The organism is Marinoscillum sp., assembly GCF_965229915.1.
Taxonomy (GTDB): domain Bacteria; phylum Bacteroidota; class Bacteroidia; order Cytophagales; family Cyclobacteriaceae; genus Marinoscillum.
In genome coordinates this window covers 2,281,224-2,303,993 of the sequence record NZ_CBDDJZ010000001.1, presented here as the reverse complement: position 1 = coordinate 2,303,993, position 22,770 = coordinate 2,281,224, and the positions used below count along the sequence as shown (strand labels likewise).

General features: G+C 43.4%; 23 protein-coding genes. 9 read left to right on the top strand and 14 right to left on the bottom strand.

Features of this window, described 5'->3' with window-relative positions; genetic code table 11:
• Positions 1 to 20: 20 nt before the first annotated feature.
• The 6 genes from ACO067_RS09935 to ACO067_RS09910 form a co-directional block, all read right to left on the bottom strand.
• The gene (locus tag ACO067_RS09935; RefSeq protein ID WP_421873592.1) at positions 21 to 335 is read right to left on the bottom strand and encodes a hypothetical protein; all 315 of its coding nucleotides are present in this window, start codon (positions 333 to 335) and stop codon (positions 21 to 23) included.
• Between the two features lie 93 nt (positions 336 to 428).
• Positions 429 to 1,049 (bottom strand): uridine kinase, encoded by a 621-nt coding sequence (gene udk / locus ACO067_RS09930; protein ID WP_421873590.1) that lies wholly within the window; start codon positions 1,047 to 1,049, stop codon positions 429 to 431.
• A complete protein-coding gene (locus ACO067_RS09925) occupies positions 1,046 to 1,624 on the bottom strand; it encodes a non-canonical purine NTP diphosphatase (RefSeq protein ID WP_421873588.1) in 579 nt (192 codons plus the stop codon). Before ACO067_RS09925 ends, udk begins: the two co-directional genes overlap by 4 nt.
• Positions 1,624 to 2,202, bottom strand: a complete 579-nt coding sequence (locus tag ACO067_RS09920; RefSeq protein ID WP_421873586.1) for an FKBP-type peptidyl-prolyl cis-trans isomerase — start codon at positions 2,200 to 2,202, stop codon at positions 1,624 to 1,626. Before ACO067_RS09920 ends, ACO067_RS09925 begins: the two co-directional genes overlap by 1 nt.
• A complete protein-coding gene (locus ACO067_RS09915) occupies positions 2,202 to 3,125 on the bottom strand; it encodes an FKBP-type peptidyl-prolyl cis-trans isomerase (RefSeq protein ID WP_421873584.1) in 924 nt (307 codons plus the stop codon). Before ACO067_RS09915 ends, ACO067_RS09920 begins: the two co-directional genes overlap by 1 nt.
• An 11-nt stretch (positions 3,126 to 3,136) precedes the next feature.
• The gene (locus ACO067_RS09910) at positions 3,137 to 4,141 is read right to left on the bottom strand and encodes a DHH family phosphoesterase (protein WP_421873581.1); all 1,005 of its coding nucleotides are present in this window, start codon (positions 4,139 to 4,141) and stop codon (positions 3,137 to 3,139) included.
• 148 nt (positions 4,142 to 4,289) lie between these two features.
• Here ACO067_RS09910 and ACO067_RS09905 point away from each other — a divergent pair, with 148 nt between their 5' ends.
• Positions 4,290 to 4,709 (top strand): nucleoside-diphosphate kinase, encoded by a 420-nt coding sequence (locus ACO067_RS09905; protein ID WP_421873578.1) that lies wholly within the window; start codon positions 4,290 to 4,292, stop codon positions 4,707 to 4,709.
• A gap of 42 nt (positions 4,710 to 4,751) precedes the next feature.
• Here ACO067_RS09905 and ACO067_RS09900 read toward each other — a convergent pair whose 3' ends face one another.
• Entirely contained in the window at positions 4,752 to 5,531 is a 780-nt protein-coding gene (locus tag ACO067_RS09900) for a segregation and condensation protein A (protein ID WP_421873576.1), read from the bottom strand.
• 141 nt (positions 5,532 to 5,672) lie between these two features.
• Here ACO067_RS09900 and dxs point away from each other — a divergent pair, with 141 nt between their 5' ends.
• Both dxs and ACO067_RS09890 read left to right on the top strand, forming a co-directional pair.
• On the top strand, positions 5,673 to 7,592 hold the full coding sequence (gene dxs, locus ACO067_RS09895) for a 1-deoxy-D-xylulose-5-phosphate synthase (protein ID WP_421873574.1): 1,920 nt from the start codon (positions 5,673 to 5,675) through the stop codon (positions 7,590 to 7,592).
• Positions 7,593 to 7,638: 46 nt separating this feature from the next.
• Positions 7,639 to 9,114, top strand: a complete 1,476-nt coding sequence (locus tag ACO067_RS09890; protein ID WP_421873572.1) for a transglycosylase SLT domain-containing protein — start codon at positions 7,639 to 7,641, stop codon at positions 9,112 to 9,114.
• On the opposite strand, the gene crtD is transcribed toward ACO067_RS09890, so the two are convergent.
• The gene (gene crtD, locus ACO067_RS09885; RefSeq protein ID WP_421873570.1) at positions 9,107 to 10,570 is read right to left on the bottom strand and encodes a 1-hydroxycarotenoid 3,4-desaturase CrtD; all 1,464 of its coding nucleotides are present in this window, start codon (positions 10,568 to 10,570) and stop codon (positions 9,107 to 9,109) included. The genes ACO067_RS09890 and crtD overlap by 8 nt on opposite strands.
• Positions 10,571 to 10,723: 153 nt before the next feature.
• On the opposite strand from crtD, the gene ACO067_RS09880 reads away from it, so the two are divergent.
• Complete coding sequence (locus ACO067_RS09880; RefSeq protein WP_421873568.1) at positions 10,724 to 11,191, top strand: hypothetical protein; 468 nt, start codon at positions 10,724 to 10,726, stop codon at positions 11,189 to 11,191.
• On the opposite strand, the gene ACO067_RS09875 is transcribed toward ACO067_RS09880, so the two are convergent.
• Genes ACO067_RS09875 through ACO067_RS09865 form a run of 3 tightly spaced genes read right to left on the bottom strand, consistent with a single transcriptional unit; the run spans position 11,163 to position 14,283 of the window.
• The gene (locus ACO067_RS09875) at positions 11,163 to 12,533 is read right to left on the bottom strand and encodes an FAD-dependent oxidoreductase (RefSeq protein WP_421873566.1); all 1,371 of its coding nucleotides are present in this window, start codon (positions 12,531 to 12,533) and stop codon (positions 11,163 to 11,165) included. The genes ACO067_RS09880 and ACO067_RS09875 overlap by 29 nt on opposite strands.
• Complete coding sequence (kynU, locus tag ACO067_RS09870; RefSeq protein WP_421873564.1) at positions 12,475 to 13,755, bottom strand: kynureninase; 1,281 nt, start codon at positions 13,753 to 13,755, stop codon at positions 12,475 to 12,477. The genes ACO067_RS09875 and kynU overlap by 59 nt, the downstream gene beginning before the upstream one ends.
• On the bottom strand, positions 13,756 to 14,283 hold the full coding sequence (locus ACO067_RS09865) for a 3-hydroxyanthranilate 3,4-dioxygenase (RefSeq protein WP_421873562.1): 528 nt from the start codon (positions 14,281 to 14,283) through the stop codon (positions 13,756 to 13,758).
• A 98-nt stretch (positions 14,284 to 14,381) separates the two neighbouring features.
• On the opposite strand from ACO067_RS09865, the gene ACO067_RS09860 reads away from it, so the two are divergent.
• Together ACO067_RS09860 and ACO067_RS09855 are read left to right on the top strand one after the other, a co-directional pair.
• The gene (locus ACO067_RS09860; protein WP_421873560.1) at positions 14,382 to 15,155 is read left to right on the top strand and encodes an SDR family oxidoreductase; all 774 of its coding nucleotides are present in this window, start codon (positions 14,382 to 14,384) and stop codon (positions 15,153 to 15,155) included.
• Positions 15,152 to 16,576, top strand: a complete 1,425-nt coding sequence (locus tag ACO067_RS09855; protein WP_421873558.1) for an aldehyde dehydrogenase — start codon at positions 15,152 to 15,154, stop codon at positions 16,574 to 16,576. Before ACO067_RS09860 ends, ACO067_RS09855 begins: the two co-directional genes overlap by 4 nt.
• 53 nt (positions 16,577 to 16,629) lie before the next feature.
• On the opposite strand, the gene ACO067_RS09850 is transcribed toward ACO067_RS09855, so the two are convergent.
• On the bottom strand, positions 16,630 to 17,364 hold the full coding sequence (locus ACO067_RS09850; protein ID WP_421873556.1) for a hypothetical protein: 735 nt from the start codon (positions 17,362 to 17,364) through the stop codon (positions 16,630 to 16,632).
• 373 nt (positions 17,365 to 17,737) lie between these two features.
• On the opposite strand from ACO067_RS09850, the gene ACO067_RS09845 reads away from it, so the two are divergent.
• On the top strand, positions 17,738 to 18,709 hold the full coding sequence (locus ACO067_RS09845) for a hypothetical protein (RefSeq protein WP_421873554.1): 972 nt from the start codon (positions 17,738 to 17,740) through the stop codon (positions 18,707 to 18,709).
• A gap of 67 nt (positions 18,710 to 18,776) precedes the next feature.
• Here the strand turns inward: ACO067_RS09845 and ACO067_RS09840 are convergent, their stop codons facing one another.
• A complete protein-coding gene (locus tag ACO067_RS09840) occupies positions 18,777 to 19,721 on the bottom strand; it encodes a pyocin knob domain-containing protein (protein ID WP_421873552.1) in 945 nt (314 codons plus the stop codon).
• Positions 19,722 to 19,836: 115 nt separating this feature from the next.
• Between ACO067_RS09840 and ACO067_RS09835 the strand changes: the two genes are divergently transcribed.
• Both ACO067_RS09835 and ACO067_RS09830 read left to right on the top strand, forming a co-directional pair.
• The gene (locus ACO067_RS09835) at positions 19,837 to 20,766 is read left to right on the top strand and encodes a hypothetical protein (protein WP_421873550.1); all 930 of its coding nucleotides are present in this window, start codon (positions 19,837 to 19,839) and stop codon (positions 20,764 to 20,766) included.
• 23 nt (positions 20,767 to 20,789) lie between these two features.
• Positions 20,790 to 22,052: a dipeptidase gene (locus ACO067_RS09830; RefSeq protein WP_421873549.1), complete on the top strand. Its 1,263-nt coding sequence runs from the start codon at positions 20,790 to 20,792 to the stop codon at positions 22,050 to 22,052.
• A 57-nt stretch (positions 22,053 to 22,109) separates the two neighbouring features.
• Here ACO067_RS09830 and ACO067_RS09825 read toward each other — a convergent pair whose 3' ends face one another.
• A complete protein-coding gene (locus ACO067_RS09825; RefSeq protein WP_421873547.1) occupies positions 22,110 to 22,733 on the bottom strand; it encodes a carboxypeptidase-like regulatory domain-containing protein in 624 nt (207 codons plus the stop codon).
• Positions 22,734 to 22,770 lie beyond the last annotated feature (37 nt).

Sequence of the window (22,770 nt, the reverse complement as noted above, 5' to 3'; positions counted from 1 at the left end):
GTTGGAGAAATGTGGGGATACTAAGGAGCATTCGGGGATATGATCCGCCGAAATAGTATCTTCAGCACCTTGTCACTAGCAGGAAGTCCTTCTTTGATTACTGAAAATTCTTCCTTCACCTCTTCCACGTCAGGGAGGACGTCAATTAAGGTAAACGAATGTTCCAGACTCACCTGTATACTGGAGGTGATCGCATCGAAGGCTTTTAACGCCACATCGGCCTCTTCGTTCTCATCGCCTTTTTCAGCTTGCTCCTGAGCGTTAGCTATTGGCAATGGTGTGGAACTTACCGTGATGGAAGTGATCCCCACCAGTAAGCCCATCATTGTAGCCATGATGAAAGTAAGAGTCGATATTTTGTTTCTGCTTGTTTTCAAAGCGCGACAAAACTACTGAAATACAATTAATTACCTGAACGAATGAGGAAATTATTCTTGAAGCTGATTTCTCAGGTAGGTGATGACCACATCGAGTGCCCTGTCAAATCCATTGTGATTGGGGATGATGATGTCAGAATCGTATTTTAATGGCTCTATGTACTTTTTAAAAGATGGTGTGACGTGATGTTGAAAGCGGTAGAGTACATCACTGAGGTCGTATCCACGCTCTTCTGCATCTCGGGTGATCCTACGTGTAAGCATCAGGTAGTCCGGTGCTTCGATAAAAATCTTGAAATCCAAAAGGTTATTGATCTCCTCATAGTAAAAGGTGAAGATACCCTCCACAACAATGATTGGTGTGGATTTAATATGGATGATTTCAGGAGTCTTATTCTCGTTGTTGAACGTGTATTCCTGTATGGTAATATCCTCACCAGACTTGAGCTTTTTCAAATCTGCCGAGAACCGCTCTCTATCCAGTGACTCTGGCATGTCAAAGTTCTCGATACCTTTTTCGTCTATAGGCTGCTCGTGTCGTGGTTTGTAATAATTGTCAAGGGACAGTAAACTCACCTGGCTGGCATCAAATGCCTCCATCAGCTGTTTCAGAAACAAGGTTTTGCCGGATCCACTACCGCCTGTGATGCCTACAGTTATAGGTTTGTTCATTGTTGTTTCAAATAGTTGACTAACTGCTCAAATGCCTTAGCTCTGTGAGAAATACGATTCTTTGCCTCTGCACTCATTTCAGCAAAGGTAGTGTCGAATCCATCGGGTTGGAATATCGGGTCATAACCAAACCCCTCTTGTCCACTTTGAGTTTCGGTGATGATGCCATTGGCTATTCCTGTAAATTGATGGGTCGCACCAGTTTCGCTAATGTAGGTGATCACCGTCTTGAAGCGAGCCTTACGAGATGCCTTACCTTCAAGTTTGGACAACAGCAGATCCATATTGTCCTGACTGTTTTTTTGGGGTCCGGCATATCTGGCAGAATACACACCTGGTGCACCATCTAATACCTCTACTTCCAGTCCGGTATCATCACCAAAGCAAGCCACACCATGTTTGTTGTAGACATACTGGGTTTTCATCAAAGAATTGCCCTCTATGGTATCGGCTGTTTCAGGGATTTCTTCAGTGAGGTTGAGTTCATCTAAACTGCGAAGCTCCATACCATCTGGCAGGAGCTTCGCAATTTCTTTTACTTTGTTTTGATTGTGAGTGGCGAAGTATATGGTCATTACTTTCTCACTTTTACCGGATAGATGTCATATACCACGGGCTCATTGGTTGGGATCGAACGACCATTCAGGTTGCCAGTGGATAGCAGCGTTGGAATAAAAATCCGGGCATGACCATTGACTCGAAGTTTATCCAGTGACCTGGTAGTTCCATCTACAAATCCACTCACTGTTGTCGCCTGCCCCATTGCCCATCCACTTGCTGAATGTGTAAAGACTACCGGATTGTAGTTTTTAGTAGAGTCGTAAGAATCATTGTTAAGGTCCACTGTATCAATGGATGTATAAAACAATAAGTCATCCAGATACCTGCCGGCAAAGTGAAGTGTAACGATATCATTGTATTCGATCAACTCACCATCTCCCTCATCTAAAATGACATACCGAACTCTGGATTTAGTGGTGTCTACATTCTGATAACCTTTTTCCTGAATGTACTCCTCTATTTTCACCAGATCCTCTTCGATTCGGTCATTTTGAGTCGGTACCTCAACTATACCATCATCACCGCACGCCACTACTACCACACACACAATCAGGATTAGTAGTAATTTTCGATCGAATACTTTTTTCATCATTAGTCTACACTTGTCCCTTGTGGACTTACTTTTATTACTTCTACATCAAACTCCAGAATACTGTATGGTCCTATGACTGGCCCACTACCTCTGGCTCCATAACCTAATGGACTTGGGATGTATAACGTTCCTTTACCGCCTTCTGGTATTAGTAGAAGTCCTTCATCCCATCCTTTGATGACCTGGCCTCTGCCAACAGTAAAGCCAAATGGATTGTACCCAATTTGGATTGCCCTCTGTTCGTTGTAGATGCCTTGTTCTCTGGCAACTTCTTCTATACTGGTATCGAAGTACGCTCCTTCCAATATTTTGCCTGCATAATTCACATATATACTGTCACCACTCTGGGCAAAAGTTCCGTTTCCTTCGTCCGTAATTACATAACGAAGACCTGACTCTGTAGTTTGAGCATCAATACCTTGCTCGGCCAGGTATGCATCGATGGCTTCCACATCTTCAGTAAGTTGAGAGGCCATTGCTTTTTGCTGTTGCTCCATGGAGTATGCCTGGAAAGCCTGTCTGGACATCATATCCGTAGCTTTCATCATTACTTTTACTTTGTCAGCTGCATTAAGCGTATCAGGAATTGGTGTCTGATAGGTTTCTGAATACAGGTTTTCCACTGAAGTTTCGAACACCACGCTATCTCCCACTTCCATGTTTGTCAATACCTCCTGAATATCACCGGCAGGTCGCTCTGGATCATAGAGTAACGGCATAGGGTCTTTCCCACTTTCTATTAAGATCTGATCATCAGCGGTGGTCACTTTTAATCGAAGTAAAAGCACGGAGTCTTTAGCAAAAACCTCACCATCTCCTTTTACTACACATGCTACTTCTACTCCTGATTCTGTTATGAAATCATTGTTTTCCTGACATGCAAAAGCTGCCAATCCCAGGATTACCATCCAGATGTTTTTCATTATTTCTTTGTTTAAGATTGTTGCTGAAAGTTTGGTATCAGCGATTTGAATTTTTCTATTGTTTCATCTAGCGGCAGGTCAGATATTCCCCCCGCTGCATTTTTATGCCCACCACCATTAAAGTATTCGGAAGCAAAATCGTTCACGGCATGATCGCCAACAGAGCGAAAAGACATTTTCACTTCTCCATCTCTCTCCATGATTATTGCGGCCACCATGATTCCCTGAATGGAAAGGGCATAGTTTACCAATCCTTCTGTATCACCAGATTTCAAGTGAAAGCGTTCGTGCTCGTCTGCATTGATCACAAAATAGGCTACTTTGTTTTCCGCATCCACCGTTAGCTTTTCCATTAGGGCGTAACCAATAAAGCGCAGCCTGTTCAGAGAGTTGGTATCATAAATCAGTCGACTCACCTTATTAATATCTACTCCAATATCCATCAGTTCAGCTACAGTCCGATGAATCTTAGCGGAAGTGGAGTTGTGCTTGAAAGATCCTGTATCCGTCATGATCCCAGCATACAAAGCTTCAGCCATACCAACGGTGATCTCTTTTTTGCCATCTAGCAGCAAGATCAAGTCATAGATCAATTCGGCTGTTGCAGCTGCTTTGTTATCCCAGAGAGCAAAATCAGCAAATTCCTCAGGATTTAAGTGATGATCTACGAGGAGTTTTTTTGCGTCAGACGCTTCCACTAGAGGACCCAGGCTTTTGATCCGTTTCATCCCATTGAAGTCCAGGCAACATATGAGATCGGCATTTTTTACCAGTGTGCCTATTCTTTCAGCTTTGGAATCATCATAGATTATCACGTCCTCATTACCGCTCATCCAATGCAGGAACTGCGGATAGTCAGTAGGAGTAATCACTTCCACAGAATGTCCACGTCCCTTCAGGAAATGATACAAACCCAACGAAGAGCCCAATGCATCAGCATCAGGATTGGCATGGGTTGTAATCACAATTTTCTGGGGAGAATCGAGTAATGCTTTTAAAGCGTTTAATTCCTTCATTGACTAATCTGGCCTCACCGTGGCTATTAGTGAATCGCAAAACTCACAATAAATCAAGTAAATACAAAATAGCAGAATTGGTGGTGAGCAAGGATATAATACTTATTTTTGCAGCCGATTTTAGGAACTCAAATAAATAACAATCTAAATGGCAGGAAATAAGACCTTCACAATGATTAAACCGGATGCTTTTGCTGCGGGTAATAGCGGAGCGATCATCAAAATGATCGAAGAAGCAGGGTTTAAAATTAATGCAGCGAAGCTGACCAAGCTTACTGAAGAGAATGCAGGTGCGTTCTATGCAGTTCACAAAGAGCGTCCATTTTACGGGGATTTGGTGAAGTACATGTCTTCAGGGGCCATCATTGCGATGATTCTTGAAAAAGACAATGCAGTAGAAGATTTTAGAAAACTAATTGGTGCGACCAATCCAGCTGAAGCAGCAGAGGGAACCATTAGAAAACTATTTGCCAAGTCAATTGAAGCAAACGCTATCCATGGCTCTGACTCTGACGAAAACGCAGCAATCGAAGGTTCTTTCTTCTTCTCTCAAACAGAGAGATTCTAAGAGATAAGACCAGGAAAAGTATTAGGAAAGTCTCGTGGGTTCTTACTCCGAGACTTTTTCTGTATCTAGTTTCTCCACCCAAAAGTTATTGAAGCCCTCACCTATGTGTAGGGTGATGAGGTTTAGTTGGAGCAATTCCAGAATAGCCAGAAAATTGTAAATCACTAGAATTTTCTCCGGCTTTTCCTCCACCATCTTGCTGAATGAAATTCGTTGATTACGGCTCTTTCTAAGCTGATCAAGAACATATTCTTTCTGTCCTCCAATAGTGTATGGATACTGCACTACCTGATGAGTAGGCCTGGACTGTTCGTACTCATAGCGTTTGAGCACCTTCTGAAACACTTTCATCAGTTTGTACAGATCCAGATCCTGAAGTTCCGCCTCCACATCTACCGTGGAAGATAGCTTCTTGATTTCCTTCATCAGGTTGCCACGGCTTTCCCTGTCTAGTCTATCCGACTCCAGTTTGTTCAGCTCAGCGATTACTGATTTGTAGCGTTTGTATTCAAGCAGGTGTTTGACCAGCTCCTCACGTGGATCTATTTCATTACCTTCTTCATCTAGTACTGGACGTGGGAGTAGCATTTTAGCCTTGATTCGCATCAGCGTGGCAGCTACCAGTATGAACTCACTAGCCACTTCTACATTCATGGTTTCTAGCTGATGAACATAGTCCAAAAAATCAGCAGTCACCTTGGCTATAGGAATGTCATATATATCCAACTCGTCCCTTTCTATAAAGAACAAGAGTAGGTCAAAAGGCCCTTCAAACAAGGGAAGCTTGATCTCGTAGGTGTTGGATGTATTTGATTCACTCACAGTAACTTCAAAGCTACTACAAAGTCTTAAAAGTAATCTGTAAAAACATGTAGTTTTGCAGAATACTTCAAGGTGAATGATGCAATGGATTAAACATTTAGATGGTAGATTCGTTCTTCAAACATCCCAATAATTTGGCGTATGGAAATCAACCAAGGTAAACTACTGGCTCAGATAGATAGCCCTGAGGATCTGAAAAAGCTCAACGAATCACAGCTGGCTCAGGTTAGTGCGGAATTGCGTGAATACATCATCGATCATGTATCGATCTATGGTGGGCATTTTGGCGCCAGCCTTGGGGTGGTGGAGCTGACTGTAGCTCTACATTATGTATTCAATACGCCAGACGATCAGTTGATATGGGATGTGGGTCATCAGGCCTATGGTCATAAAATATTGACTGGAAGAAAAAAACAATTCCATACCAATAGATTGTATGGTGGGTTGTCTGGTTTTCCCAAAAGAACAGAAAGTCCTTATGACGCTTTTGGTGTTGGTCACTCGTCTACATCTATCTCTGCAGCATTGGGTATGGCTTATGGTTCTGCTCACAAAGGAGAAATGCAACGTCAGCACATTGCTGTGATTGGAGATGGAGCAATGACCGGAGGGATGGCTTTTGAAGCCATGAACCATGCCGGAGACAGCAATAAGAACCTGCTGATCATCCTCAATGACAACTGCATGTCCATCGACCCGAACGTGGGCGCGCTAAAGGACTATTTAACAGATATTACCACCTCACATACCTATAACAGGTTGCGGGATGACGTCTGGAAAGTTCTAGGAAAAATCTCCAAATTCGGGCCAAACGCTCAGGAAATAGTAGGTAAGGTAGAGAATAGTATCAAATCCTTTTTGCTCAAACAAAGCAACTTGTTCGAGTCACTCAACTTGAGGTATTTTGGGCCGGTAGATGGTCATGATGTAAACCATCTGGTTCACGTTTTGAAGGATCTGAAAGACATCCCAGGGCCGAAGATTTTGCATTGTGTGACGGTCAAAGGAAAGGGGTACAAACAAGCTGAGCTAGATCAAACCAAATGGCATGCTCCAGGCAAGTTCGACAAGATCACTGGTGAGATAAGAAAATCAGTTCCAACAGAACCTCAGCCTCCAAAGTACCAGGAGGTTTTTGGCCACACAATCGTGGAGATGGCCAAAGAAGACGATCGCATCATGGGTGTCACTCCAGCCATGCCATCGGGTTCTAGCATGAACATTATGATGAAAGAAATGCCTGATAGGGCATTTGACGTGGGTATTGCCGAACAGCACGCCGTTACCTTTTCAGCTGGATTAGCAGCTCAGGGAATGGTGGCTTTTTGTAACATCTATAGCTCTTTCATGCAGCGTGCTTATGACCAGGTAATCCACGATGTGGCTATTCAGAAGCTGCCGGTGGTATTTTGTCTGGACAGAGCAGGTGTAGCTGGGGCAGACGGCCCTACACACCACGGAGCCTATGATATGGCTTTCATGAGATGCATTCCGCATATGGTGGTAGCGGCTCCTATGAATGAACAAGAGCTAAGAAACTTGATGTATACTGCTAGCCTTCATACAGAGGGTCCTTTTACCATCAGATATCCAAGAGGAAAAGGAGTCATGACCGAATGGCGAACTCCACTGGAAAAACTGGAAGTAGGATCAGGAAGAAAACTACATGATGGTGATGACCTGGCTATCTTATCAATTGGTCACATCGGCAACTACGCGGTGCAAGCATGCGAAAAGCTTGAGCAGGAAGGTTTAAGTGCTGCACATTATGATATGCGCTTCGTAAAACCACTTGACGAGGCACTGCTTCATGAGGTTTTCTCTAAACACTCCAGAGTTCTTACGGTAGAGGATGGATGTCTTCCTGGAGGGTTTGGTTCTGCTGTACTTGAGTTCATGGCAGATCATGGATATCAATCTAAAGTGGTGAGATTGGGCATCCCGGATCGCGTGGTGGAGCATGGTGAGCAAGATGAGCTTTACAGCGAATGTGGCTATGATGCTGAAGGTATCAGAACTGCGGCGATTAAAATGCTCGACCCTCAAGTTGTATTTCAATAATCCTTCTTATTGATTATCTTCTGATTCCAAAGATGATCCATGAATCATGAGATTTAGAAGACTCTCCTTATTGTTATTGGTAGTGGCTGCTGTGATATGGCAGAGTTGTACCTCCACAAGTAGTAGTCGCAAGTCCCCTAGTCCTGAGGAAGAACCGCCAGAAGAAATAGTGGAACTAGACCTGGCCAATATCATAGAGAGAGGTTACATCACAGCCATCATGGATAATAGCTCCACTGGTCTGTTTATCTACCGAGGCAAAACGATGGGCTATGAATACGAGCTTTTGCAGGTTTTTGCTAAATCTTTGGGCGTGGAGTTGCGGATCAATATTACTCCAGGTTTAGAAGAGGGATTTGAGAAATTAAACGCTGGTGAGGGTGATATTCTTGCCTATAACCTGACAGTCACCAAAGAACGTAAGAAGAGAATCGCATTTACCCACTACCACAATCTGGTGGAAATGGTTCTCGTCCAGCGCAAGCCGGCAAACTGGCGGGATATGAAACTCCACGAAATTGAAAACGCACTGATCAGGAATCCAGTTGATCTCATTGGAAAGGAAGTGGTGGTAAGAAACAGCTCTTCCTATGTGGATCGGCTGCAGAACTTATCCAATGAAATAGGCGGAGACATTCTGATCATTCAGGATGATCCAGAGGTGGAGACTGAAACCATCATTAGAAAAGTTGCAGAAGGTGAGATAGACTATACAGTAGCTGAAGAAGACATTGCATTGGTAAACTCCACTTACCACCCCAACCTGGATGTAGAAACTGCTATCAGCTTTCCCACACAAATAGCATGGGGAGTGCGCAAGAATGCTCCTGATCTTCTGGACACGTTAAATGCGTGGATTCTGGAAATGCGAAAAAAACCGGACTACTATACGATTTACAACAAGTATTTCAAAAGCCGCAAAAGTGCTCTGCAAAGAACCAGAAGCGAATACTTCTCCGTGGGAGGCGGTAAGTTGTCTCCATATGATTCCCTGTTCAGAATACATGCCGATACTCTGGGGTGGGATTGGCGATTACTCGCTGCTCAGGTATATAAGGAGTCCAAGTTTGACCCTACCAGTGAATCCTGGGCAGGTGCCATAGGGTTACTTCAATTGCTACCGGCTACTGCAGAAGAGTATGGAGTCAAAAACTTAACTAACCCTGCACAAAACCTGTATGCAGGGACCATGCATCTCAAATGGTTGCAGGACTATTTTGAGAAACACATACCAGAGGATTCGGAACGAACCAAGTTTGTATTAGCCGCTTACAATGTAGGTCATGGGCATGTGATGGATGCCATTCGACTGACTAATAAATTTGGTGGAGACCCTCAAAGCTGGAACGAGGTAAGTGATTTTCTGCTTAAGAAATCTTCGAGTAAATACTTCAATGATGAAGTAGTGCAGTTTGGCTATTGCAGAGGGATAGAGCCAGTAACCTATGTTTCCAACATTCAGGCCATTTATGAAAGTTATTCTGCTTTGTTCCCGAATCAACCCAAAGAAGCTGTTAACTAAAAGAATCGGCCATGATTTTGGCTGAAGATAAACTCATGGGGATTCCTCCGCCAGGATGAACACTGCCTCCACAGAAATACAGTCCTTTGATCCTTCGGCTTTTGTTGGCATGTCTTAAAAATGCCGCGAATAGATTGTTTGAGCTATTGCCATAAAGTGCCCCTTGGGCGGAACTTGTCTTCGATTCAATTAGTCTCGGGTCCAGGTAATCTTCACATTCAATGAAGTCTTCAATTGGTGTGCCGAGTTGGCTGGACAGTTTCTTCAGGATTTTTACCCGGGCTTCAGTGATCAACTGGTCCCAATTCTGCCCCTGGTTATTGGGCACATTAATCATCGTAAACCAGTTTTCACCATAGGTAGGAGCGTCTGACGCTTCGCATTTGGATGAGATATGAATATAGACTGTAGGATCATCCGAGATGGTCCCCTTTTCGAATAGATGTTCAAACTCGTCCTTGTAGTCTCCAGAGAAGAAAATATTGTGGACATCTAGCTGTTTAAATTGCTTTTTGATGCCCCAATAGAAAATCAACGCTGAACTCGATTTAGGTTGCTTCAAAAGAAAACTAGGTGCTTTTATTTGGGGCATCAGCTTCTTATAAGAGTTGACAATATCCATGTTAGATACTACCCGATCATATGGGAGCCGATTATCTCCAACTCTGATACCGACTATTCTCTTTCGCTCAATAAGAATCTTATCCACTCGCGTGTTGTAGTGAAACACCACACCTTGTCTTTCAGCCAAAGCAACAAGAGCCTTTGTAATCGCATACATTCCACCTTGTGGGAAGTAGGCACCAATTGACATCTCCAGGTGAGGGATGATGTTCATAGTAGCAGGAGTTTTGTACGGAGAAGATCCGTTGTAAGTGGCATAGCGATTGAAGAGCTGGACCATGCGTGGGTCCCTAAACAAGGCTTTGTTAGCTCCATCCATGGTTTGGAAGAAACCCAGCCGGGGAATTCGCAAGTATGCTTTGAAAGCCGTTTTATTAAAAAAGGTCCGGATATCCTGTAGTGAACTGAACATGAACAACTCACTCAGGGTATCATACAATTGCCGACTGTTTTCAATTGCTTGATCAACTGCCTCTGGAGACTCACCGGTCTTCTGATGAATTTCTTGTTTTAGTTGCTTATGATCAGCGAAAGCCGTGAGCTCTGTTCCATCAGAGAAGAAGTATTGGCAATTGATCGGCAATTTGGAGTAGTGAAAGTGTTCGCGTGGATTTTCTCCACAAAGGGAGAACAATTCGTCGACAAGTTGTGGAAGCGTGAAAAGCGATGGACCTGCATCAAATCGGTACTTGCCCAAAGTAATTTCATTGAGCTTGCCTCCTGGCTGTGACGCTGCTTCAAACACTTCCACCTGATGACCCCTGCGAGCTAATCGAATAGCCGAAGCGATTCCAGCTATACCACTACCGATAATTGCTACCTTGTATGACATTGGATAAAAAACTTTTTTGCCATCACACTGTTTAAATTTTTTAAAATCAACGATTAGTTACATTTATTGACAGAATAGTTATATTTGATAGTGCCTGAGGGTAACTCCATAGCTGCAATTAGTAATTGCTTTTGTATATTTAATCAGTCGCCCATGATACACGCCGAAAAGTTAATGAAATCACAAGCCGAACAACTTTTAGAGGAATACAAAAAGACGCGCAATGTGGAAATCACATTGGATCAATTTCTCTACATGCTCAATCTATATCCTTCGTTAATCGTGTGTATGTGTGATGGAGTACTGGATAAGGAAGAATGGGACGGAGTGCTGCGTCTCGCCAAGGGACTTGCCCTGGAGTATGGCGATGGCATGAACGACCAGGAAATGGAGCAATTGGAGCAATCTTTTCGGACTGAGTTTCGCTACTTGCTGGATAACATTGAAAAGTGGCAAAAGAAATTCTTAAATGCCTTGAAGAATCATATCGGCAATAATAAGGCTGATAAGGAATTCGTATTGGAGTCCATGTATCTTTTTGCTAATGCGGCAGATGGGATTTCAGAAGTAGAGCAGGAAACCATTCACGTCCTTAGTGAGCGTCTTGCATTAGATTATTGAATCGGTCAATCAAGGGCTGAAGTTCCACTCGATCGGGATCAAATCCCTCTTCCAATGTATTCATGACCTCTTTTTGGAGTTTTCCAATTTTATAAGCCTGACTGTACGGCATATCACTGAATGTGACCATACTATAAAGTGGTAGCCAAATATCTGGATATGCCTTTTGTAGGCGAGCTTCTACCTTTTTGATATTCAAGAATCGCTCGTCTGCCACATGATCACGCATTTCTATAAAGTTATTGAGTGCCAGATCTGCTATAGCGTCTGCATCTGCTTTTCGGTGCTGTGAAAAAAACACCAGTAACTTGTCCCAATCAAAACCAAGTTTTTCGCCCCATTCCATAAACAGTCTGCAATCTTCAAAACCTGCATTCATTCCCTGTCCATAAAATGGTACGATGGCATGTCCTGCGTCACCTATTAACATTGAATTGTTGTAGCACCAGGGGCTGGTCCTGATCGTGACCAATGAAGAGGTAGCGTTTTGTTGGAATTGCTCCAGGTAATCAGGTATTAAGTCGATGACATCTGGAAAGTAATGCTTGAAGAAACCTTCAACTTTATTTGGTTCCCGTAGTGATTCAAAAGAAAGATGGCCTTCAAATGGGAAAAACAATGTGCAGGTGAAGCTACAGTCTGGATTGGGCAAAGCGATCAGCATGAAATTACCTCTTGGCCAGATATGCAGGAAGTTAGGCTCCATGGCAAAAGTTCCGTTCCTGGGCTCCATTCGGAGCTCTTTGTACCCATGCTCTATGTAGTGCTGTTGGAAGTTAAACCGATCCTTGTGCTCCATTTTTTGCCTGAGCATGGAATAAGCACCATCCGACCCTAAGAGTACTTTAGAATGGACCGATTTGCCGTTGGTAAATGAGATAATAGTTTCATCCAGATTGATGTCGGTACACTTGTGATCAAAATGAAAATTTACACCACGATTTTCCGCATGACTAATGAGCAGCTGATTGAGGCCATTTCTGGAAACAGAATTGATAAACTCATGCTCTTTGCCATATGGCTGAGTGTAGAGTTCCCCATTCAGGTCATGCATGCGGCGGCCCTTCATAGGGATCAGTTCATTCTTTATTTGATCATATACTCCGGCAAGTTGCAGTGCGCGTATTCCTCTATGACTGAGCGCCAGGTTGATAGATCTCCCACCCTTTACCTCGCTGGATCTTGGGTCTGTGCGCATCTCGTATACATCAACAGAAAACCCTTTTTCTTTGATAAGTGAACCAAGTAAGGAGCCGACCAGGCCGGCACCAAGTACGGAGATCTCATTTTGAGGCATGTTGTTGGATGAGTTTCTTAAAAATGTCACAGAAGTTCCAAACATCTGTGAAAGAATTGTATAGTGGTGTTGGAGCTACCCGAATTACATTTGGCTCGCGCCAGTCCAGGATCACTCCGGCTTCTATCAGCCCATCGAATATCGCTTTTCCATTTTGATCAATAAAAACGGATAACTGACAGCCACGTTCTGCTGGGTTCGATGGGGTGAGAATATCTATGTGCTCTGCTATGATGGGGTCTGTGAGTAGGAGATGCTCCAAATAGCCTGTCAAATTGATGCTCTTCGCCCTTAATTCCTGCATGGATGTTTGATCAAATACAGCCAATGACGCTAGATGGGCAGCTGAGGAAATAATGTTTTGATTGCTGAGCATCCATGCGTCTACTCCTTGGTTTGGCACAAAATGGTTGTCCATTTTAAACCGGGTTTTGCGATCATGGCCCCACCAACCTGTGAGCTTGGGGAAGTCAGGGTCATTGCTGTGTCGCTCATGCACAAAAATACCAGACATTCCACCAGGTCCTGAGTTTACATACTTGTAACTACACCACGTCGCAAAATCTACGTCATCATCATGCAAGGTAAGCGGTAAATTTCCCACAGCATGTGCCAGATCAAAACCCGCATAGGCGCCTACCTCATGTGCAGCTTTAGCAATGGCCTTCATGTCAAAAAACTGGCCAGTATAATACTGCACCCCAGGAAACAAGACGAGTGCTAGCTCCTCACCATATTGTCTGACAGCATCCTCGATTTCTTGGGTGCTAAAAATCGCTCCTTTGGCTGGTTTGAGCGTAATCAGGTGCTCTTTGGGATCTACACCCATGCGCTTCATATGACTCTCTGCAGCATAGTGATCAGATGGGAAAGCACCACCTTCTATCATGAGCTTTACCCGTTTGCCTTTTGGTTGGTAGAACGAGGCAAGCAACAGGTGCAAATTGGTGGTCAGGTTGTTCATGCACACCACCTCGTGCTCTTTGCCACCAGTCAGTCTGCTGAGTGAAGCTTTGGATAGATCGTGATAGTTGACCCACGGACGATCCTCACTAAAATGACCTTCTACACCATTCGCTTTCCAGTTGTCTAGTTCCTGCTGTATGTACTGCTCGGTTAGTTTGGGCTGTAAGCCAAGTGAGTTGCCGCAGAAATAAATGCAGTCTTCACCATTGCGCTTTGGAATGTGAAACTGTGATCTAAACGTATTTAATGGGTCTATTTGATCTTGTGCTGCAGCAAAAGTTGGGGTGTTTTCGTAGTTCATTTAATCGGTAAATCTTGAGTCTGTTTCCATCACTTGCCCACAGTTGTCGCAGGTTCTCAATTCCTCTGAATTGTAAAACTCTTTGAATCGGGGTAAGAAGTCCTTTTCAATATTGGAAAGCTGGAAATAGGTTTCGTGTAATTTATGGTTGCAATTATCGCAAAACCATAGCAGGCCGTCTTGCATATTTGGTCTTTTTCTTTCCACCACTAACCCGACGGAACCAGCGGAGCGCATTGGAGAGTGAGGCACTTTGGCTGGCAGTAAAAACATCTCCCCGGCTCGTATGGGAATATCCACAGCCTCACCATCTTCCTGGATTCGCACATTGATATCTCCTTCCAGTTGATAGAAAAGTTCTTCGGTTTCATTGTAGTGGTAATCTTTTCTTGCGTTAGGACCACCTACAATCATCACAATGTAATCACCAGCATCTGCGTATAAATTCTTATTTCCCACTGGTGGCTTTAGTAAATCCCGGTTGTTCTCAATCCATTCCTGAAGATTGAAAGGTCTGCTGATACTCATGTTATGTTGTTTTTTAAATGAATTACTTTAGTGATGTAAAATAAACAACGAAGAGCGTGTTGCAAAGGCAGGCGCCAGAACGAATTGACCTTAAGGATATGGATTTACAATTAGAAGGTAGGCATGCATTGGTTTGCGGTGGTTCCAAAGGTATTGGAGGTGCCATAGCCAAAAGTTTGTCAAATGAAGGAGCACGTTTGACCATCGTGGCACGAAATGCAGAGGAACTTGCCAATCATCTGGGAGAACTATCCGGGCAAGGTCATCAATATCTGGCTGTGGATATGAGCCAACCAGAGGATATCCAGAGACTCTTGGGCTACCTAAAAAAAGATCCAATGGAGATAGTGGTCAACAATACCGGTGGGCCACCTCCAGGACCAATTGTGGAAGCTGGTTTAGAAGAATTTCAGAAGGCTTTGGAAATGCACCTTTTTGTGAGTCACCAGATCATGCAAACGGTTCTTCCCCATATGAAGCAGCAGAATTATGGGAGATTTATCAACGTTATTTCTACCAGTGTAAAAATTCCTATTCATGGTTTGGGAGTAAGCAATACCACGCGAGGAGCGATGGCTTCCTGGGCTAAAACATTATCCAATGAAGTGGCAGCCTATGGCATCACCGTTAATAATATATTGCCTGGTGCAGTGAGTACCACTCGCCTGGATGCCATCATTGAAAATGGGGCCAAGAAAAAGGGAGTCACCAAAGAGGAATCAGCGCAAAGTATGATGAATACCATACCTGCCGGAAGGTTTGGTCGTCCTGAGGAGTTGGGAGATCTGGCTGCTTTTTTGGCCTCTAGCCGAGCTGCTTATATCACCGGGGTAAGTATCCCAGTGGATGGAGGAAGAACAGGTTCATTATGATCACGCTTAAAAATTTCATTGGAGGTGAATTGTGCGATCCTGCACATGGCAACTATCTGGACAATTACAACCCTAGCATAGGTGAAGTCTACGCACAGATTCCAGATTCTTCTCAAGAGGACTTGCATGCTGCCGTCAATGCTGCGAATGCAGCGTTTCCAATGTGGAGTCAATTGCCTATTGGAGAACGTTCGAAACACCTGATGAAGCTTGCAGATTTGATAGAAGCCAATCTGGATCAGCTGGCTGCTGCTGAGAGTCAGGACAATGGCAAACCGGTTAGTCTGGCCAGAAAGGTGGATATCCCTCGTGCAGCTGCTAATTTTCGGTTTTTTGCCGCAGCTATAGTAAATGATGGCACCAGTGCGCACATCATGGAAGGTCAGGCGGTCAATTACACCCGCAGAGCTCCACTGGGTGTGGTGGGGTGTATCTCTCCATGGAACCTGCCACTGTACTTGCTCACCTGGAAGATTGCTCCTGCGTTGGCAACTGGCAATTGTGTTATTGCTAAACCATCAGAGGTGACTCCATATACAGCTCATTTACTTGGTGAGCTGGTACAAGAGGCAGGTATTCCCGCCGGTGTGCTGAATATACTTCATGGACGTGGAGCTGGTATTGGCCAGATGCTCGTTGACCATGCAGACATCAAAGCAATCTCCTTCACTGGAGGTACATCCACCGGAAAGGTCATCGCCAGATCTGCTGCAGAGCAGTTCAAAAAGGTCTCGTTAGAGCTTGGAGGAAAAAACCCGGTGCTCGTTTTCGATGATTGTGAATTTGAAGAGGCGGTGGCTACGAGCGTGCGGAGTGCGTTCACCAATCAGGGGGAGATTTGCCTCTGTGGCTCTCGTATTTTTGTGCAAGAATCCATCTATAATGAGTTTAAGGAAGCCTTTGTCAGCAAGGTGCAAAAGCTCAAAGTAGGTGACCCCAACACCACTGTAGATATGGGTCCTTTGGTTTCACGCGAGCACTTGCAAAAAGTAAAAAATCATGTAGATCAAGCCAAAAAGCAAGGTGCTACTATTTTAACAGGAGGTGAGAAAATTGAGCGTAAGGGTTATTATTTTGAACCGACGGTCATTGAAGGAATGGACGAATATTGCGCCATCAACCAGGAAGAGGTTTTCGGTCCTGTAGTGACATTGGTTCCATTTCGAGATGAAGCAGATGCCATTGCCAAGGCCAACTCTACAGTGTATGGTTTGGCCGCTGTTATCTGGACCAATGATCTCAAGTGTGCGCATCGGGTAGCTCATCAGATCCAAAGCGGGATTATTTGGGTCAATTGCTGGATGCTCCGTGACTTACGAACACCATTTGGTGGGATGAAAGCATCAGGTGTAGGAAGGGAAGGTGGAGAGGAGGCTTTGCGCTTCTTTACTGAGCCTCAAAACATCTGTATCAAACTCTAGGCATAAAAAAAGCCTCTCAGAGGGAGAGGCTTTTAAATATCTTTTTTGCTTCCTCAGACTGGTTCTTGACTTCTAAGTCGAGCGATGTTGAAGGACTTTCTTTCCTTATGTCCACAATACCCGCAAGTGAAGTACTTCATCAATTCGCCTTCTTCGGTTTCAGTAGCTTCCTGAACCACTTCTTCCTTATCCACTTTCAATGTCTGGTAGTTACACTCAGGGCACTGAAGTGCGTGAAGACGACCATTGTACTTCTCGATTTTGGTGTAACCTGACACTTCGTCGATCCACACATCGTAATCCACTGAGAAGGCATCTTCCTCTGCCTGCATCCCTTCATCGAGGTACACATCTTCTTCTTCTTCACTGAGAAGCTTCATTTTGCGACCTTCAGGAGATACACGTGGTGTATATCTTAGTTTCTTCAATCTTTTTTCGATGAAGAATGGGTAGTAGAATTTGAGAACGTTTTGAACAATTACGCCCACAATCATTGCCACCATGATGCTCACGAACACCCATACAAAGAACCACAGCCAGGTTGTTTTGTCGTGGAATGTATTGACATACAGAGCTGCACCAATCATGATCAACACAAAACCGTACCACAGCAGGTTGATTTCATGCATGTTGATATAATCGTATCGTGATTTGTAGTCTGAGGTTGTCAGGAGTTTTAGGTAATGACCTATTAAGATCAGCACCCCAACACCGGCGATTGCATAAGCTAAGTATTGCCCATAAGTATTCCAGGCTTCGAGCAAACTAGGTGAAATTGGATCGGTCATAGCAGTTTTTTCTGTTAGATTAAGCGGTTATACTCCGTTTACAAAAATGATATAATTCTACGAAAATACAATATCTCTTTTTCAAGAGACCGTACTGAGTCGAAAACAACCATTAAAATATGAAAATTAATACTTTCTGGCAATTAAGAGATCAATTTATCAATAATCCACGTGATTCCAACCCTTTTTAAAAAAAAGGTGTCAAGCAGGTGTATCAAACTATTTGCACCCTGCGTTGTTGACAAAACGTTATTCTTATCAAATTTAGTTTTTCTAAGATTTTTTTAGAAGAATTTAATGAAAGGTGTGTTTATTTTGCGCTGAATACATACGAAATCGTCTAAAACTAATAATCAATCAAAAATCGAAACAAATGAAAAATTTACTTAAAAGCTCATTTATCTTATTGGCCGTAGCGTCAATGACATTTCTAGCCAGCTGTGGTGATGATGACACAGAAGAACCACTACCGGATTTGCCTTCACTTACTCTTTCTGGCGAATTATCATCTCAAACTTCCTTTGAAGTTGGTGATTCAGTAGCAGTGGCTGTTACTTTCGCAACTCCTGGTGAGTTAAGTGGATTCAATTACCAAGTAACAGTTAACAAAGATTCTGCCGATGAGTCAGTGCAAACAAAAGTATTCCAAGGTCCTACAGACATAGGTTACACTGATACCGATGTTAGTGGTGGTTTCAACTTCATTTTTTCTTCTGCTCTTTCTGAAGAACTAGGAGGCAAGACTGTAACAATTGATTTTGAAGTAGTTGATAAACAGGATCAGTTAGGCACAGCCTCATGGACTTTCGAAGTTACTTATAACCCTATTGTAACACACGAGCAAACTTTACTTGGAGGTCAATTGAATCCAGATGAGGAAAGTTTCTATAATGCAGTCGACAATATGACTTACGGTTATGCTAGCTTCAGAGATGAGAACTCTGCAAGTACGGATTTCCTTTTCTTCTATGGAAATACGAATGGATACACAATTTCAGCAGTTGATGATGCTGATGCTAACACAGCTTTCTCATCTGCTATTGATGGAACTGATGACGCACTTGGTGCAAGTATCATTGAAACAAGAAACGAAACTAGATTTGTCACTACAGCGTTGAGTCCTGAAGAATTTGATGCGATCAGCAATGAGTCCGCTTTATTAGATGCTTATGGAGACGTTTCCGCTTCATCGACTAAAGTGAATCAGCTAGCAACGGATGCTGTATTTGCTTTCGAACTAGCAGAAGGAAGAAGCTCTAAGAAAGGACTTGTGAAAGTGGTATCTACTGGCGGAACTGCTGGTGCTGACAGAACGATCACTATCCTTGTTAAAATTCAAGAGTAAAATATTCTCACAAGAAAATTTGAAACCCCACCCAAACTCGATTTGGGTGGGATTTTTTATTGAATTGTTACTGCCATCCACCCCAGCTTCCGTTATACACTCTAGTATATAAATTTCCATTATCCAGAACGAATACCACTTGATATCTAATTGAAGAAGTTACCTGATAAACTATTGAGAGCATATTACTGTTGGAATCTGTTCCAGGGGGTCGATTTGGAGTGGTATTGGTCTGAAAGACTCCCATCAATCCGGGTTCCTGAAAAATAGAGGTATTGTTCCAGCCATTTGTTAACCCTGATACAACGACGTAATCAGTAGTCAAAACACCTCCATTCCTCTCTTTTGATACCTTAGTTGCATCTATGCTTCCGTTGGCGATTTTAGCACTGGTTATTGCTAGATCAGCAACCTTTGCAGTAGTCACTGCATCGGTTTGAAGTTCTGAGGTCCCCACTGATCCTGATACCAATTGATTTGCACCAATGCTATTTGCTGCAATGGTCGGACTTGGAAATGATCCAGTTAGAGAACCACTTGCTGGGCTATTCAGGATGGAATTTCCGTTCATATTAATATCGCCCGTCATGGTGCCACCGGATAAATTGAGTTTTGTGTCAAGCTGTCCTTTATTGACAGCATCCGAAGAGCTCGTGCCACTAGCTAAGTTGACAATCTTTTGAGAGTTAAGGTCCAGATCAAGTTTTGAAGGAGAGGCAATCAGTCTAATCCAGCTGTTTCCGTCGTAATAATAAAAAGCCCTAATATCAGAATCATAAACTATTAGTCCTGGGGAAGAAGGGTTAATAAGTGAAGTTCTTGCCGTTGTAGTTACTCTCGGAATAAGCATTCCTTTGTCTTCGGCTTCCACTTGTAGGATTGCATCAGGTTCAATGGTGGTGGTGCCGATTCCTACTCCATCATTTTGTGCATTTGCCTTTTGGATAATTGCAATAAAAACTAGGTAAAGAATACCTTTGGTAATCGAAGACTTGTCAAAACTCATTTTCATAGCTGAGGTTGGTTATCTGATACTTAAATCTAGTGATTATCAGTTGTATATCAATAAGTCACTTTTTTTATTTCCCCTCCACTGTATGTACTTTTAATTCCTTAAACTTCAGTCAATGAATACTACCAGTTCCTTTCTGGCCAGTCTGCTGGTCATTTTCTTGCTGATCACTGGGTGTAAAAAAGATGAGGGATCCAGTGAAGACCCAATTCCGGAAGACCCAACTCTAACAGTCTTGGTAGATAGTCTGGATAATCCTGGGGAGTTGACAGTAGATCTCAATACAGTGGTCAGGTTCAATGCGAGCATGACTGCTCCAGCAGGTATTAGCTCTTTTCGTGCTGAATACACTGTCGATGACGCTTCCACAACAATTGATATCTTCGAGCCAGATACAATCACCACCAGTTATATCATGTCCACTTTTCAGTTTCCGGTAGACTTTACCATGGCTGGAAAGACGATCACTTTCTCCTTTGTTCTCACCGACACACTTGGAGTCAAGGATGAGGAGGTTTTTAGCCTTCAGGTAAATGAATCTCCAATTGTTCAAAGGCAGGGTAAGGTGGCATCACCGTATAATCAGCTGACCTACGGCAATTTATACGATGTATCCTCGGACACGCTCTACTTTCCGATCAATGTGAAAAGCAATACAGATAATCAGAAAGGGGTAGACATCATTTTTGCCTATGATGCAGCAGCGGGCTATTTGCTTCACTCACCCAATGATGTGAATGCAGATAGCATCTGGAATCACAATGTTAATTTTTCCTGGCCTTTTCTAGAGATCAACAGTACTCGAATGATTGAGCTGGATACTGGTGCGGTGAAGTTTGACGAGATTGTCACAGCCGCACAAATGGCCGATTTTTTTGAAGGGACTTCTAGCAGTGTAGTGACTGGCCTGTACCAAGGGGCGGTAATCGCTCTGAAATTGGATGCCGCCAAAGGGAGTAAACTTGCCTTGATGCACATCACTAGTATTGTAGGGGACAAGAGAAAGGAGCGCTTGATCACTTTTGATCTTAAAATAGAACAATAACCAAAATCAGTAACCATATCATTATGTACAAAACGTTAAGTTTTTGCCTGGCCCTTGCTTTGCTTGTGGCCTGTACCACACCGAAGGAGACTCCCAAAGAAAAAAAGGATGTCTCCACCATGACCGAGGATGAACTCAATGCATACGCCAAGGAACTGGCAGACAAGTTTATCATCGTGGACGGTCACGTAGATCTACCTTATCGAATGGAGGTTAAAGGATTCATGCTGAAGAAGCAGGTGGAAGATGTTTCTATTGAGACCGAAGGAAATTTCGATTATCCTAAAGCAAAGGCGGGAGGCCTGGATGCTCCATTTATGTCCATCTATATTCCTTCGTCATATTATTTTGATGGAGGTGCTAAGGAGTTTGCAGATTCATTGATCACCATGACTATGGATGTGACTACCACCTTTCCAGATAAATTTGCGCCTGCCAACACACCAGATGAAATCAAGGCCAATTTCGAGAAGGGGCTGATTTCTCTTCCTATGGGGATGGAAAACGGTGCTCCTATTGAAGACGATCTGGCCAATGTAAAATACTTTTTTGAGCGAGGTATCCGATACATTACTTTGACTCACTCAAAAGACAACCAGATCAGTGACTCTTCTTACGATACCACCTATACCTGGAATGGTGTCAGCCCATTTGGTGAAAAGGTAATCGCTGAGATGAATAAGTACGGTATCATGGTCGATATCTCACACGTGACAGACAGTGCGTTCTATGACGCCATTCGACTGAGCGAAGCACCGGTGATTGCCTCTCACTCCTCATGCAGACACTTCACTCCTGGTTTCCAGAGAAATATGTCTGATCAGATGATCAAGGATTTGGCAGCTGATGGCGGTGTTATTCACATCAATTTTGGCTCCACATTTTTGTCTAAAGCGTCTAGAGATAAGTTTGACTTGATGGATTCAGTAATGACCAACTACCGGGCAGAAACCGGACTGTCTAGAAGAGATTCAGCTTATCAGGCTTACGCTGAAAAGTTTGCTGCGGACAACAACGTATTTGCTGACGTGCCGATCGTGGCAGATCACATCGACAGGGTGGTAGAGCTGGCTGGTATTGACTATGTAGGGTTCGGTTCGGACTTTGACGGTGTAGGTAACAGCCTTCCTGTAGGACTTAAAGATGTGTCTATGTACCCGAATGTCATTGCTGAGTTGTTGAAAAGAGGATATACTGAAGAGGATATCGAGAAAATCTGCTACAAGAATACCTTTAGAGTGTGGAATGAGGTAATTGCCACAGCAGAGAAACTGCAAGGGTCTTAAATCCCCCGGCACACGAGATAAATACCAGAAAACCCTGATACCACTGTCAGGGTTTTTTTATTTCTTTTTCAGACTTCTAATGAAACTAGCCCATGAATAGGGGTTAAGGAGGTTATTGGCAGGCAGCATGTAATTATCCTGATACTGACGGCCTTGCATTTGTTCATAGTATTTGCGTTTGGCCACATCAGGAGTCATGGGCATGTACGAACTTTTCATATAGTCCGCGCTGATCCATTCGTTCAGGTTGTTGTAGTTTCTTTGATTGGGTAGCTCCATGGACAGAATGGCCGCTTTGAACATCTCTTCGGTTGGATAGGGAAATACCTCCACTTCACTAAGTAAAGTGACGTCTTCTTCCATCGTGAATATTAGTTTCAGGCTGTTGTCGTCCTTGTGCTCCGGCACGATGTAATACTGCCTTTTGAAGCCAACAGAACTGAAAATCACGCTATCTCCTTCTAGTACTGGCATAGAAAAATAGCCATAGGGATTGGTGGTGGTACCACGACCTGCCTTGGGCACGTAGACGTGTACACCGGGAATCACCGACGAACTATCAGGGGTGAAAATAACTCCAGTGAGCTGGACGATTCGCTTGCCATTGGAGGTTGTAAATTCCTGCGCATTGGCAGCTAGTCCAAAAAGGATAAGACTTATATATAGTATTGTTCTAATCAAGATGATATTGCTCCTGTATTACAATAAGACGCAATAA

What these genes read in the sequence shown, in the direction of transcription:
- ACO067_RS09935 (WP_421873592.1), bottom strand. Translation starts at nt 335, where the DNA reads ATGGCTACAATGATGGGCTTACTGGTGGGGATCACTTCCATCACGGTA.
- udk (WP_421873590.1), bottom strand. Translation starts at nt 1,049, where the DNA reads ATGAACAAACCTATAACTGTAGGCATCACAGGCGGTAGTGGATCCGGC.
- ACO067_RS09925 (WP_421873588.1), bottom strand. Translation starts at nt 1,624, where the DNA reads ATGACCATATACTTCGCCACTCACAATCAAAACAAAGTAAAAGAAATT.
- ACO067_RS09920 (WP_421873586.1), bottom strand. Translation starts at nt 2,202, where the DNA reads ATGATGAAAAAAGTATTCGATCGAAAATTACTACTAATCCTGATTGTG.
- ACO067_RS09915 (WP_421873584.1), bottom strand. Translation starts at nt 3,125, where the DNA reads ATGAAAAACATCTGGATGGTAATCCTGGGATTGGCAGCTTTTGCATGT.
- ACO067_RS09910 (WP_421873581.1), bottom strand. Translation starts at nt 4,141, where the DNA reads ATGAAGGAATTAAACGCTTTAAAAGCATTACTCGATTCTCCCCAGAAA.
- ACO067_RS09905 (WP_421873578.1), top strand. Translation starts at nt 4,290, where the DNA reads ATGGCAGGAAATAAGACCTTCACAATGATTAAACCGGATGCTTTTGCT.
- dxs (WP_421873574.1), top strand. Translation starts at nt 5,673, where the DNA reads ATGGAAATCAACCAAGGTAAACTACTGGCTCAGATAGATAGCCCTGAG.
- ACO067_RS09890 (WP_421873572.1), top strand. Translation starts at nt 7,639, where the DNA reads ATGAGATTTAGAAGACTCTCCTTATTGTTATTGGTAGTGGCTGCTGTG.
- crtD (WP_421873570.1), bottom strand. Translation starts at nt 10,570, where the DNA reads ATGTCATACAAGGTAGCAATTATCGGTAGTGGTATAGCTGGAATCGCT.
- ACO067_RS09880 (WP_421873568.1), top strand. Translation starts at nt 10,724, where the DNA reads ATGATACACGCCGAAAAGTTAATGAAATCACAAGCCGAACAACTTTTA.
- ACO067_RS09875 (WP_421873566.1), bottom strand. Translation starts at nt 12,533, where the DNA reads ATGTTTGGAACTTCTGTGACATTTTTAAGAAACTCATCCAACAACATG.
- kynU (WP_421873564.1), bottom strand. Translation starts at nt 13,755, where the DNA reads ATGAACTACGAAAACACCCCAACTTTTGCTGCAGCACAAGATCAAATA.
- ACO067_RS09865 (WP_421873562.1), bottom strand. Translation starts at nt 14,283, where the DNA reads ATGAGTATCAGCAGACCTTTCAATCTTCAGGAATGGATTGAGAACAAC.
- ACO067_RS09860 (WP_421873560.1), top strand. Translation starts at nt 14,382, where the DNA reads ATGGATTTACAATTAGAAGGTAGGCATGCATTGGTTTGCGGTGGTTCC.
- ACO067_RS09855 (WP_421873558.1), top strand. Translation starts at nt 15,152, where the DNA reads ATGATCACGCTTAAAAATTTCATTGGAGGTGAATTGTGCGATCCTGCA.
- ACO067_RS09850 (WP_421873556.1), bottom strand. Translation starts at nt 17,364, where the DNA reads ATGACCGATCCAATTTCACCTAGTTTGCTCGAAGCCTGGAATACTTAT.
- ACO067_RS09845 (WP_421873554.1), top strand. Translation starts at nt 17,738, where the DNA reads ATGAAAAATTTACTTAAAAGCTCATTTATCTTATTGGCCGTAGCGTCA.
- ACO067_RS09840 (WP_421873552.1), bottom strand. Translation starts at nt 19,721, where the DNA reads ATGAAAATGAGTTTTGACAAGTCTTCGATTACCAAAGGTATTCTTTAC.
- ACO067_RS09835 (WP_421873550.1), top strand. Translation starts at nt 19,837, where the DNA reads ATGAATACTACCAGTTCCTTTCTGGCCAGTCTGCTGGTCATTTTCTTG.
- ACO067_RS09830 (WP_421873549.1), top strand. Translation starts at nt 20,790, where the DNA reads ATGTACAAAACGTTAAGTTTTTGCCTGGCCCTTGCTTTGCTTGTGGCC.